The sequence below is a fragment of the Kocuria sp. WN036 genome (assembly GCF_002287015.1).
Classification (GTDB): domain Bacteria; phylum Actinomycetota; class Actinomycetes; order Actinomycetales; family Micrococcaceae; genus Kocuria; species Kocuria rosea.
Genome location: NZ_NSKF01000047.1, coordinates 1 through 12,120, shown reverse-complemented (window position 1 = coordinate 12,120; position 12,120 = coordinate 1). Strand labels below are relative to the sequence as shown.

Genomic DNA, 12,120 nt, shown 5'->3' with positions numbered 1-12,120 from the left:
TCAGTTCGGCTTCCAGGGCGGTTTCCAGCACGTTCTTCGTCAGCTGGTTCAGCAGCCCGCCCGGGCCGACCAGGCTCACTCCTTGCTCCTTCGCCTGGGCAAGCAGCCGCTCGGCGAGGTCCTTCTGATCGATGATCTCTCCCGTCACGGGATCGATCATCGTGCCTGTCATCTCGGTCGTGGACTCTGACACGGCCGTCTCCTTTCGGATCAGGCCGGACCCTCACACACCGTTTTTCTTACAGTCCCCGAAACACCGTTTGAACGTTGCCGGCCTGGTCGTCGACGGTGGGTGGTCGAGTAGCAACCCCTATCGCACCTCGGGGGCCCGGTAGGTGTGGTTCGGCTCGGCTGTGGCCCCCAGGATTCGGGTCTCAGTGTTTCCGGTCGGTGCTGATGGCCAGGGCCACGGCGATGGCCGTCAGGGCGAGGGCGGCTGCCAGGGCCGCCGGCCAGGCGGTGGGGTGGAGCAGTACGGTGGCCGGTGCCGCGAGCAGGGCGGGCACCAGGATGAGCCCCCGGCTGTAGCCGATCAGCTGGGCTACGGGCACCGGTCCCAGGGGGGTGTCGATCGGGGGCTGGGTGTGGTCCGGTTCCGGGCCCAGGGCGCGGTAGAGGCCGGCCGCACCGATACCGGTCCCGGCCACAGCCCCGAGAAGCATCATCACCACCCAACTGGTGCCGGCAGCGAGCCCGGCCAGCAGTGCCACGGCGCCCAGGACCGCGGCGTTGAGCACGCACGGGACCACCAGGTGCATCAGGGCGGCTGCGGTGGGGGTGATCGGGAGGTTCCGTTCGGCGGCGGCCCCGGCGCGCAGATCGGCCAGATAGGCCGTGCCGCGGCCCAGTCCCCGGTATCCCACCACCAGCAGCGCGGCCCAGCCGGCGAGCACCACGGTGTGGGAGAAGGCGGCCAGCAGCACCACGGTCAGCCCGAGGTCCACGGCCAGTCCGGCCCGCCACCGGCTGGTGCGCAGGGCGGTGAGCGAGGCGAACAGCACCACCGTGCGCGGCCCCGTCACCCAGCCCGGTGTGCTCCCCGACAGTCCCCGCACCCCGGTCACCGTGGCGGGGGCCAAGGCGGCGGTCAGGTCGTGGGTCGACAGCAGGGACACGGCGTTGCTCAGGTGCCGTGCCCTTGCTCCGGCCGCCCGCAGCTGCACCCCGTCCAGGCCCCGGGCCCACCGCAGCGCCCGGACCCAGAACAGCCCGGCTGCCACCGCCAGTGCTCCCGCAACCCCCACGACCCACAGTGGTGGCACGGCACCCCACCGGCCGGTGGCCCCGTCCCGGGTCCCGGCCAGTACGACCAGCACAGCCCCCAGTGCTAGGAACCAGCCCGCCCAGGGGCGGGGACGCGGCGAGGTTCGCGCCCCGCCGGCGGTCTGGGCTCCGACAGCGACCCCGACGGCGGTGACCCCCAGACCGGCCCAGCACACCAGCCGCGCCGCCGCCTGCCACCACGGCGCGCCCCACCCGGCCGCCGCCCCGGCACCGCCCAGCAGCAGCAGCCCGGTGCCACCGAACAGCGCCCCGGCCGCCGTCGCCACCCACAGCATCCGGTGCACACTGCGGATCGGTTCCTGTGCCCCGGCCCCGGGCAGCGGCCACACCCACACCACCCGCTCCGGGGACACCCCTACCGGCCCCAGCCCGCGCAACAGGTCCACGGCACCGACCCAGGCCACCCCGAGCAGCACCGCGACTCCGAGCACCGGCGCCCCGGCCCCCGCCCAAGCGGCCGCCGGACGGTGCAGTACCCCGCCGGGGGAACCGGCGGCCACCAGATCCCCCAACGAGGACCCGAGGCCCAGAACCCCGGCGACCGCCCAGGCCATCAGCACCACCGTGACGAAGAGCCCGGTGTACGCATCGACGAACCGATCCGCGCCTCGAGCCCGCCCGCGGGTCCGGTCGCGGGCGCCTCGCAGGAACACCTCGATCTCGGCGGGCCCGGCAGGCTTCACACCGGCACCGGCCGTCACGACCGGTCCTCCCGCTGCGTCCCATTCACGGCCGGTGGCAGGGCACCGTCAGAGTCGAGGCTCAGCACGGTGGTGCCCACCGCCTCCGCCAGCGGCGCGTCGTGCGTGGCGATCAACAATCCCGCCCCCGCCCGCCGGGCAGCGACCAGACGATCCGCCAAACGGGCACGCATCACAGTGTCCAGGCGTTGTTCGGGCTCATCGAGCACCAGCAGCTCGAACGGACGGATCAGGGCTGCGGCCAGCAGCGCCCGCCGACGCTGGCCCGAGGACAGAGCGAACGGCGAGGCGTCCACCCGGTCCTGTAGCCCGAACTCGACCACCGCCTCGGCGGCCACCACGGGCGCATCGGCCACCCCGTGACCGCGCAGCACCAGTTCCAAGTGATGCCCCACCGACACCCCGGGCAAGAACGCGTCCTCGTCGAACAGGCAGCTCACCGCCCGGCGGTAGACCAGCGAGTTCTCCACCACCGGCCCGCCCTTCAGCCACCGCTGCCCGCTCACCGGAGCTTGCTGGCCCACGGCCGTGCGCAGCACCGTGGACTTGCCCGCCCCGTTGGCCCCGCGCAGCACCACCGCCTCCCCCGGCCGCACCTCGAAGCTGACCCCGGCGGTCACCGGCACCCCGGCATAACCACACACCAACTCACGAACAGACAGGACAGCGGCGCAACTCACGGACAAGAGCCTTTCAACGGCAACACGGCCATCTCATTCTTCCCCGGTGCCATCACCTGGAGCTCCCCCGCCGGCCGGATATCTGACACCGCCATGACCCAGCACCGACCCCGGTTGCGTTGTCTTCAGGGCGTCGGCCTACGGAGGGTCCCGCTCTGGACCGGAGCTGGAATTACGCTCCAGCGCGCGAGCTTCTCGGTGAGGCTGAGCCGGACGGTGGGCCATTCCCGATCGATCACCGAGAACACGACGACATCGCGCACGGTCCCGTCACGCCACAGGTCGTGATTGCGCAGCACCCCGTCCTGCTTCGCCCCGAGACCGGCGATCGCGGCCCGGGAGCGGTGGTTGTGCCAGTGCGTGCGGAACTCCACCGCGATACACCCCAAGGTCTCGAAGGCGTGCGTGAGCTGCAGCAGCTTCACCTGCGTGTTGAGCCCAGTGCCCTGGGCGGAGGCGGCAATCCAGGTAGAGCCGATCTCCAACCGACGGTGCTCCGCCCTGATGTTCAAGAACGTGGTGACCCCGACAGCGGCTCCATCACCGGGGCGCCGGATCACCCACGGCACGACCCGCCCCTCAGCGTGGGCGGCCAGCCGGGCTTCGATGTCCTCGCGCATCCGATCCGGTGCTGGCACCCGGGTGTACCAGAGCTGGTGCAACTGGCCGTCCTGGACAGCTTCTGCCAGTTCCGGAGCGTGCTCGAGCGCCAACGGTTCCAGCGTGGCCAGAGAGCCGGTCAGCGTGGGAGTTGCCAGGAAGTCCATGCCCCCAGATTACTGATCGCGAAAGGCCCCTCTGGGAACCTCTATCGGGCGCTGAAAGAGTCAGGTCCTAGGACTCAGCGGTGTCATGGTGCATTCACAATGGATCACCCTTGTCGGGATGCCAGCGGTGATTCTGGTTGCAAGGTTTTCTCCAGCATGGTGGCGCTGTACCAGAGCCCGTCGAAGTCCCGCCGCCCCACCTCCTGGAACCCCTGCCGCTGGTAGAAGGTGCGCAGAGCCGTGTTCGACTCCACGCAGTCCAGCCGGATGACCTCGGCTCCTTCAGCCCGGCCACGCTCCGCGGCCCAGTCCAGGAGAAACGACCCTAGGCCACGGCCGGCCGCACCGCGGTGGACCATCAGCCCGTGGACATAGACCGCCGGGGTGTCATCGGCACCCCAGACCTCGGGATCGGCCCACAGTCGCCGCGCGGCCGCGGCGACTCCCATGGAGGGATCGCGGACCAGGTGCCATTGGCCGGCTTGGATCTGCTCGGTGATCTCCTGCCGGCTCACGTGCCCGTGTCCCCACTGCTCGATGCCCAGCGCACCCAGCCAGTCCTCGATCTGGCGCCGAAGCTCGTGCAAGGCCACCGCGTCCGCAAGGACAGCCTGTTCAACCGGGGCGGGCCGGGAACTCGTCATGCTCACCACGTTAGGACAGCATCACTGCTCACCACGGTGACCAGGCATGAACTGCCATCTTCACTGCACGGGGTGAGCATGGATCACCCGGCATGTGCTCCCTCGGCGCCGGATACGGTGGCTGGGTCCCCGCGCCTACTTCAGAGGTCTTCCCCGTGCCTGTCCAACCCTCGATCAATCTGCGCCCGTTCCAAGAAACGGACACTGCCTTCTTCACCGGCCTGGCAACGGACGAACGGGTGACCCGCTTCGTCGGCGACGGTCGCCCCTGGGCACCGCAGGCCATCCAGGACCGTCTCCGAGCCGCGCTGCAGCAGCAGCCGGTAGAGCAGAGCGGGGCTGTTCGGTGGTTCATCGCCGTGGAGGCCCAGGAGGCGGTCGGCCTGGTGGTTTCTACCCGGTGCGACGAGGGCGTGGAGGTCGGCTACTGGGTGTCCCCCGAGCACTGGGGGCGCGGGGTGGCCGGAGCCATGGTCGATCGTGCCGTGGCCACGGTCCCGGAAATCTACGGCCAGGTCCGGCTGATCGCCCGCGTCGACCCGGCCAACGCCGCCTCGGCCCGTGTTCTCACCCGCCGCGGCTTCGAGCTCGAGACCAGCCAGGATGGCATCGACCGCTACGTGCTGGTGCAGACTCAGTAGCCGGCATCGACCACCGAGGAACCCCAACTGCAGTATCTGAGTGGCCTGTCCCCGAGGCCCCGGACATTGAGGACGGAGCGGCGATGCGCTCTGGAAGGGAATCCGAGGCAACCACGGACAAATGGCCGGCACAACTACCGTGGCGCCGGCGGCGATTACGGGACATCTCTCCTGCTGAGCGGCGCTGCATGCGCCACCCCAGAATGCTCTTGGCCGTTGGCGTCTCCTCCGGCCCGAGGCACGTGGACGACTCGGCGGTCACTGATCCCGTCGCTGACATGACGCCCCGGTAATGTGACACCGACCACGCTGTCGTGGGCACGCAAGGACGCACTGGGCCAAAGGCGGTCAGTCGGGGCAGCACCAAAGGCCCAGCAGAGGAGATGTCTCATGAGGACCACGAAGAGCTGCCGCGCAGCGGCCATGACGCTCGGGATCCTGCAGGCGGCCTCGGCCTGCGCTTCCACCAGTCACGGCATCGCGGTGCTCGACTCTGAGTCTTCTGCCCAGCCGGTGCCGGAAGTCATCCAGTCCAACGAGCAGTTCGCCGCCGACTCCGCCCGGTACCTCGGTGAGATCGAGGGCTACTCCTACTTCGCGGCGAGACCAGCCTCGGGCGGCGATCATGAGGCCTGTCTGATCCAGGTCGACTCCGCCTCCGAGGGCTGGATGAGCGGATGCTCCACCATCCAGAGCGACAAGGTCGTCGAGCTTTCCGGTGGAGTGCCGCGGCAGGAGGTCGCCCTCGTCAGTGACGACTCCTCGACCGACACTCTCGAAGAGGCCGGCTGGGAGCAGCGGGCCGAGAACCTTTGGCAGCGCTCGACCTGATCATTTCCGGCACTGACAACGGTCGGCCCATGGGCCGTTGTCCTGACTGATATGGGCACGCCTCCGCCACAGAGGAACCCCTGCCGCAACGCAACAGGTCAAGGAGTCAAGCGAACCGGGGGCAGTCCCCCTGCTTCCAGGGCGGCGAGCAGGCCGGTCTCGGTATGCATGTTGCGCACGAAGGGGACCATCGACTCCAGCTGCTCGGTCGTGGCGTTGATCTTTGCCTCGTAGGTCGCCACGACGTTCAGCCCGGCGTCCACTACGGCGGCGGCGACCTGCAGCGGCACGAAGCGCGGGTTCGGCTCCCCCGGGGGCGATCTGCGGCAGCCCGGTAGACTCGAAGTCCACGAACAGGTAGTCGGGGGCGTCTGCGCCCGGCGCCGGGGCGATCACAGTGGCGAGCACACCGCGCACCAGGCCTATCACGGGGCGGTACCCGGCGTCGACCAGATCCGCCTCGTCGGCCTCGCTCAGTCCGGCGGCCGTGAAGGAGACCTCCACGTAGGGCAGCTCTGGCGCCCACCCGTCGACGTCGAAAGCGGTGCTGGACTGGAACTCGCTGGACGGGGCAGTGGCGTTGAGGAACACCTTGCCGTTGGAGGTGTTCAGCTGCAAGAAACCGAGGATCGGGGCGCCGGTCGTCTCGATCTCCGTGGCGGCCGCGGAGGCGGCGGGGGTCGTGGTGCTCATGGGGTCCTTCCCGACGGTGAACTCTGTGGGGACGGCACCCATGTGTGCGGACACCCCAAGAGGCCGCGCCAGGGTGCGGACATGGGAACGGAGGGTCTGCTCTGGGGAGACAGGCCCTCCGTTGATGGCTGCGGCTGGATCAGCTGGTCTGGGCGGCGGCCTCCTGGCCGTCGACCATCCGCTCCCAGTGCTCGAGCTGGATCCGCACCTCGTCCCCGACGGCCGTCTGTACCTCCGCGGCCAGGCGCCGCCCCTCCTGCCGGGAGGCCTCGTATGCCTGCGCCGAGGGCCAGCCGCGCTCCTCGTCGTAGTGGCGGGCGAAGTCGGACGTCCACGCCAGGACCTGCTCGGTGAGCTCTGCCGGCAGCGGGAACTCCTCCTGGCTCATCAGGCTCTCGGGGCCGAAGAACGGCCAGGGGCAGCCGTGCTCGTTGAACATGCGGACCGTGATCGGTGCGGGCATCAGCACGAGCCTCCTGGGATGGACGTGATCACTCGACGGTTGGTCGAGGAGATGATAATCCGAGGATAGAACGTCTTCACGACGGCGCCGCGGGAGTTCCGGATCTGGACTGGGGTGGTGTAGCAGTACTTACCGCTGCCCTGGAAGGCGGTCTTGGACGGAGAGGCCAGCGCCTGCTTGGTGGCGAAGTCCATGAAGTCGTCCCAGTTCGCCCGCAGCGGGTACATCTTGTTCTGCCAGTCCTGCTGGTGGCGGGAACGGATGTGCCGGTAGCCGTAGCCGGCGTCGGTGCCGCACTCCATCTTGATATAGCCCCCGGAGAAGCCCGATCGGGCGCGGGCGTTGTACGTGGTGACGATGTGGGATGGGCGGTTCAGGACGTTGCAGTTCAATGAGTCGATCGGGCCGAGCAGCATTGGTGTGAACATGTCGTCGTCCTTCTGGGGCGAGGGCTGCTGGTCGGGCTCCTCAATCGTCAACGTCTGGCGGGTGGTGGGGGCGTAGAGCACGAGCTCGTTGTCGTCGGGCTGGGGCGGCGGAGCGGCCAGGGCTGGGCCGACTGAGCCAGTGACAGCCATGATGAGGCCGAGCAACAGAGCGTAGCGTGAAGTAGATTTCAAGCGCATCGAGACTCTCTTTTTCTGCGGAGTGGACGTGCCTGCGGTGCCCGGGTCGGCACTCAAGTGCACAATGTGCGGACAGCACACCACGACCAGTTGCAAAAGAGAACGGCCGAAAGGATGTTTCGGACATGGGAACGGAGGGTCTGCTCTGGGGATGCAGACCCTCCGTCTCATGGTTCCGAGGTCAGGCGGGACTGGGTGCTACCGATGCTGGGGTAGGACTCGAGGTCAGCCACCTTGGTGGTGCGTGAACCTCATGTGTGCGGCGCGTGCCCGAGAGGTTCGCGGACCCACGAATAAGGTTCAAGCCGGGGTGGCCGCGCGCTCCAATTCGGCCAGCCGGTCGCGCACTTGAACCATGACCTCCTGCGGCCGAGGTGCCTTCGAGTACGGGACCACCGAGACAGGAACCCCTATTGCAACTCCGTTCTCCCAGGAAGTGTCCGGTAGCCGGGCCATATGTAAAGCCGTAGTTGAGAAGTTCTCAAAGGAACTTGCCATTGTGGCTCTAAATGTTGGGACGCGAACGGCCGCAGCAGCAGCTACGACCGTGCGTCCAGGAGGTGCTGTTGCTGGTGGTGTCGGCGGGCCTCGATCTGTGCCCTGGTCCGATCGACGTGCTGGCGCGACTGGGACTCGAAGTCCACGACGACACGAGCGATTAATGCCACCGCCCCGATCATGAGCAGAGCGATCGCCGCCGGCTCGAGCGCACCACTGGTGCCGATCGACAGGCTCAGCTGGATCATGGCCGCCGCAGTGGCCACACCACCTGCGCCTGTGGCGACGCTCATTAACGTTCCTGCCATGGGAGCCTCCTGGAGCCGAGCACTAGACGTTTGTCTATGCAAAACAGACTAGTAACCTTACTCACCAGTAATCAATACAGGAGCCGAGGGACATGTCCACATCGTGAGACACCATAAAGGCCGCACCTACACATGGGGGCGTCTACGGCTTGGTGCCTCGGTGTTTTCAGCCGATGCCGGTTTCTTGGAGATCCATTCTCTGGAGGATGGTGGCGGAAATTTCTTCTACGGACATGAAGGCTGAGTTGAGGTGGGGGATGTCGTTGAGGGCGTACATCTGTTGGGCGTTGCGCAGTTCCCAGGTGCATTGGGGCAGGGAGGCGTAGACGGTGCCTGGGCGTCTTTCCTGGCGGACCTGGCTCAGTCGCAGGGGTTGGGAGGTGAGTCCGAAGCACTTGGTCGCGTAGGCGGCGATGGGTGCTGGCAGGGACCGGTGGGCGAAGTCTTCGTCGACTAGGGGGAAGTTCGCGGTGCGGATGCCGTGCTGCAGGGCGAGGTACATGCTGGTGGGGGTCTTGCCGCAGCGCGAGGGGGCGATGAGGATCAGATCGGCCCGTTCCAGGGCGCGGATGGATTGCCCGTCGTCGTGTTCCATGGCGTACTCGACGGCTGTCATCCGCGACTGGTAGCGGATGGCGTCGCCGAGCCCGTGGGCCCTGCCGGGTTGGGGGTTCGCGGTGGTGTGCAGGGCGGTTTCGAGCTGGTGGATGTGGGAGCCGAAGAGGTCCACGAAGTATCCGGCGCCAGCCTCGAGGATGCCGCGCAGGTGCGGGTCCACGACGGTGGAGAACACTACGGTGGTGCGGCCGGTTCCTGCGGCGGTGGTGATCCGGGCCGCGACCTGGTGGGCGTGCTCGGCGGTGGTGAGGAAGGGCACGGTGTGGCGTTCGAAGCGCTGGGCCGGGAACTGGGTGATGAGGGTGTTGCCGAGGGTCTCGGCGGTGATGCCGGTGCTGTCGGAGACGAAGAACGCCACCGGGCAGGAATCGGTCACGGGTGCCTCCGTTGTCTTCTCGTGGGGATGTCCGGTGGTCCGGGTGGGGGTTGGTGCCCTGGTCCTGGCGCCGGCGGCGCCAGGACCAGGGTGTTCACAGGGCCGGCTGTGCTGTGGTGGCGGCCAGGGCCAGCCAGGTGTCCACGACGGCGTCGGGGTTCAGGGACACGGAGTCGATGCCCTGGCCCAGCAGCCAGGCGGCCAGCTCGGGGTGGTCGCTGGGGCCTTGGCCGCAGATCCCGACGTACTTGCCGCGCTCCTTGCAGGCGGTGATGGCCATTTCCAGCAGCTTCTTCACCGCCGGGTCGCGTTCGTCGAAGGAGGAGGCGACCAGGGCGGAGTCGCGGTCCAGGCCCAGGGTGAGCTGGGTGAGGTCGTTGGAGCCGATGGAGAACCCGTCGAAGTGCTCCAGGAACGCCCCGGCCAGCAGGGCGTTGGCGGGCAGCTCGCACATCATCACGATCTCCAGCCCGTCCACCCCGCGGTGCAGGCCGTTGGCGGCCAGCAGCTCGATCACACCTTGGGCTTCGTCGAGGGTGCGCACGAAGGGGACCATGAGCTTGATGTTGGTCAGTCCCATGGTGGTACGGGCGTGGACGACCGCTTCGCACTCGAGCTCAAAGGCGGCCCGGAAGCTCTCCGAGAGGTACCGGCAGGCGCCCCGGAATCCGAGCATCGGGTTCTCCTCGTCGGGCTCGAACTGCGGGCCGCCGAGCAGGTTGGCGTACTCGTTGGACTTGAAGTCCGAGAGCCGGATGATCACCGGCTCCGGGGCGAAGGCGGCTGCGATCGTGGCGATGCCCTCGGCCAGGCGCTGGATGTAGAACTGGCGGGGTCCGGGGTAGGCGGCGATCCGCTCCCGGATCTGCCCGGCGACCTCGGCGGGCAGATCCGGGGACCCGTTTTCCACGGCCAGCAGGGCCAGGGGGTGGATGCCGATCTGGCGGTTGATGATGAACTCCAACCGGGCCAGGCCCACCCCGTGGTGGGGCAGTTGAGCGAAGGAGAACGCCTGCTCGGGGGTGCCCACGTTCATCATCACTTTCAGCGGTGCTTCGGGCATCGCGCCCAGGGTGGTCTCCTCCACGGTGTAGTCCAGCAGGCCCGCATAGACCAGGCCCGCCTCGCCTTCGGCGCAGGAGACCGTCACCGGGTCCCCCTCGGCCAGCGCTGTCGTGGCGTCCCCGGCGCCCACGACGGCGGGGATGCCCAGTTCCCGGGCGATGATCGCCGCGTGGCAGGTGCGCCCGCCGCGGTCGGTGACGATCGCGGCGGCTTTCTTCATGATCGGCTCCCAGTCCGGGTCCGTCATCGAGGCCACCAGGACATCCCCGGCCTGGAAGGAGGCCATCTGCTCGACCGACTCCAGCACCCGTACCCGTCCGGCGCCGATCCGTTGGCCGATGGCCCGCCCCTCGACCAGGACCGTGCCGGTCTCGTGGAGCCGGTAGCGGGCCACGGCCCCGGCCCCGCGGCGGGAGACCACGGTCTCGGGGCGGGCCTGCAGGATGTAAAGGTTCCCGTCGGTGCCGTCCAGGCCCCACTCGATGTCCATCGGACGGCCGTAGTGCTCCTCGATCGCCACCGCGTAGCGGGCCAGCTGCTCCACCTGCGCATCGGTGAGACTGAACCGCCCCCGCTGCTCATCCGGCACGGGCACGAATCCCACGGTCTCCCCGAGCTCCTGGGAGTCGGTGTAGGTCATCTGCAGGGCCTTGTCTCCGAGCCCGCGCTTGAGCACCGCGGGCCGCCCGGCGGCCAGGGCCGGTTTGTAGACGTAGAACTCGTCCGGGTTCACCGCCCCCTGCACCACCGCCTCCCCCAGCCCGTAGGAGGAGGTGATGAACACCGCGTCGGTGAACCCGGACTCGGTGTCCATGGTGAACATCACCCCCGAGGCGCCGACGTCGGAGCGCACCATCCGTTGTACCCCGGCCGAGAGCGCGACCTCGGCGTGGGTGAAGCCGTGGTGGACCCGGTAGGCGATCGCCCGGTCGTTGTAGAGGGAGGCGAAGACGTCCTTGACCGCCGCCAGCACGTTCCCCACCCCGCGGATGTTGAGGTACGTCTCCTGCTGTCCGGCGAAGGAGGCGTCGGGCAGGTCTTCGGCGGTCGCGCTGGAGCGCACTGCCCAGGACACCCCTGCCGGGTGGGTTCCGGCCAGCTTCTCGTAGGCATCCCGGATCCCGGCCTCCAGCCTGGCCGGCAGCGGTGCGTTGCGGATCAGCGATCGGATGTGCGCACCGGCGGCGGCCAGGGCGGTCACGTCGGCGGTGTCTAGGCCCTCCAGGGTCTGGGCGATCCGGTCGTCCAGGCCGTCGGCGGCCAGGAACTGGCGGAACGCGGTGGCTGTGGTGGCGAAGCCACCGGGGACCTGCACCCCGGCGCTGCTGAGGTTGCGGATCAGCTCACCCAAAGAGGCGTTCTTGCCGCCGACCTCCTCGAGGTCGGAGAGGTCGATGTCGGTGAAAGGAAGGACAGAGGTCAAGGAGAACTCCTTCGGTGGGCGCCGCCCAGGCGGGGTGCCAGTGGATTGAAGATCGGTTCTGCCCGCCGGGCCGGCCGCAGGAACATCAGCGGTCAGGGCCGACCAGCTCCTGCCGGGACAGGGGGCCCAGAGCAGGGGGCAGGGGACGGGGTGGTTCGGGGTTGTGAAGGGTTCAGTTGGTGGGGCGCAGGACCAGCAGCAGGTCCCCACCGGTGACCTGGGTGACCCCGGTCAGTGCGACCCGGGCGACCGCGCCGCCCGTGGGGGCGGTGATGGAGGCCTCCATCTTCATGGCCTCGATGGTGGCCACCTGGCCGCCCGCCTCCACGGTGTCGCCCTCGGCCACCGTCACGGTCACCGCCCCCGCGAACGGGGCGGCCACGTGGCCGCGGTCCGTGGGGTCGGCCTTCTCGGTCTCGGGCACCGAGGAGGTGATCGAGGTGTCGCGGACCTCGATCATCCGGGGCTGGCCGTTGAGGGTGAGCATCACGGTGCGCATGCC

Annotated in this window: 13 protein-coding genes and 1 pseudogene; 2 read left to right on the top strand and 12 right to left on the bottom strand. The window is 68.7% G+C overall.

The window, feature by feature from the left end; translation table 11 throughout:
• The 5 genes and pseudogenes from CK505_RS17495 to CK505_RS17475 all read right to left on the bottom strand — a co-directional run.
• A pseudogene (locus CK505_RS17495) lies at nucleotides 1-160 on the bottom strand (IS256 family transposase); the annotation flags it as partial.
• Nucleotides 161-374: 214 nt separating this feature from the next.
• Nucleotides 375-1,985: a hypothetical protein gene (locus CK505_RS17490; RefSeq protein WP_095651871.1), complete on the bottom strand. Its 1,611-nt coding sequence runs from the start codon at nucleotides 1,983-1,985 to the stop codon at nucleotides 375-377.
• Entirely contained in the window at nucleotides 1,982-2,665 is a 684-nt protein-coding gene (locus tag CK505_RS17485; protein WP_176475399.1) for an ATP-binding cassette domain-containing protein, read from the bottom strand. The genes CK505_RS17490 and CK505_RS17485 overlap by 4 nt, the downstream gene beginning before the upstream one ends.
• Before the next feature lie 125 nt (nucleotides 2,666-2,790).
• Nucleotides 2,791-3,432 carry a GNAT family N-acetyltransferase gene (locus CK505_RS17480; RefSeq protein WP_095651869.1) on the bottom strand — a complete coding sequence of 214 codons (642 nt, stop codon included), beginning with the start codon at nucleotides 3,430-3,432 and terminating at the stop codon, nucleotides 2,791-2,793.
• A gap of 104 nt (nucleotides 3,433-3,536) precedes the next feature.
• Nucleotides 3,537-4,076, bottom strand: coding sequence for an N-acetyltransferase (locus tag CK505_RS17475; RefSeq protein WP_095651868.1), 540 nt, complete (start codon nucleotides 4,074-4,076; stop codon nucleotides 3,537-3,539).
• Between the two features lie 155 nt (nucleotides 4,077-4,231).
• On the opposite strand from CK505_RS17475, the gene CK505_RS17470 reads away from it, so the two are divergent.
• Together CK505_RS17470 and CK505_RS17465 are read left to right on the top strand one after the other, a co-directional pair.
• Entirely contained in the window at nucleotides 4,232-4,717 is a 486-nt protein-coding gene (locus CK505_RS17470) for a GNAT family N-acetyltransferase (protein WP_176475398.1), read from the top strand.
• Between the two features lie 390 nt (nucleotides 4,718-5,107).
• Nucleotides 5,108-5,548 carry a hypothetical protein gene (locus tag CK505_RS17465; RefSeq protein ID WP_095651866.1) on the top strand — a complete coding sequence of 147 codons (441 nt, stop codon included), beginning with the start codon at nucleotides 5,108-5,110 and terminating at the stop codon, nucleotides 5,546-5,548.
• A 98-nt stretch (nucleotides 5,549-5,646) separates the two neighbouring features.
• On the opposite strand, the gene CK505_RS17460 is transcribed toward CK505_RS17465, so the two are convergent.
• The 7 genes from CK505_RS17460 to CK505_RS17430 all read right to left on the bottom strand — a co-directional run.
• Nucleotides 5,647-5,838, bottom strand: a complete 192-nt coding sequence (locus tag CK505_RS17460) for a hypothetical protein (protein WP_095651865.1) — start codon at nucleotides 5,836-5,838, stop codon at nucleotides 5,647-5,649.
• A 542-nt stretch (nucleotides 5,839-6,380) separates the two neighbouring features.
• Complete coding sequence (locus CK505_RS17455; protein ID WP_229587287.1) at nucleotides 6,381-6,704, bottom strand: hypothetical protein; 324 nt, start codon at nucleotides 6,702-6,704, stop codon at nucleotides 6,381-6,383.
• On the bottom strand, nucleotides 6,704-7,282 hold the full coding sequence (locus CK505_RS17450) for a hypothetical protein (RefSeq protein ID WP_126346853.1): 579 nt from the start codon (nucleotides 7,280-7,282) through the stop codon (nucleotides 6,704-6,706). Before CK505_RS17450 ends, CK505_RS17455 begins: the two co-directional genes overlap by 1 nt.
• Nucleotides 7,283-7,869: 587 nt before the next feature.
• Nucleotides 7,870-8,136 (bottom strand): hypothetical protein, encoded by a 267-nt coding sequence (locus CK505_RS17445; protein ID WP_141246865.1) that lies wholly within the window; start codon nucleotides 8,134-8,136, stop codon nucleotides 7,870-7,872.
• Nucleotides 8,137-8,302: 166 nt separating this feature from the next.
• Nucleotides 8,303-9,130: a pyruvate, water dikinase regulatory protein gene (locus CK505_RS17440; protein WP_035925211.1), complete on the bottom strand. Its 828-nt coding sequence runs from the start codon at nucleotides 9,128-9,130 to the stop codon at nucleotides 8,303-8,305.
• A gap of 94 nt (nucleotides 9,131-9,224) precedes the next feature.
• Nucleotides 9,225-11,618, bottom strand: a complete 2,394-nt coding sequence (ppsA, locus tag CK505_RS17435; protein WP_095651863.1) for a phosphoenolpyruvate synthase — start codon at nucleotides 11,616-11,618, stop codon at nucleotides 9,225-9,227.
• A 172-nt stretch (nucleotides 11,619-11,790) separates the two neighbouring features.
• Nucleotides 11,791-12,120 (bottom strand): biotin/lipoyl-containing protein (locus CK505_RS17430; protein ID WP_141246864.1); only part of this gene is annotated, 330 nt, incomplete at its 5' end.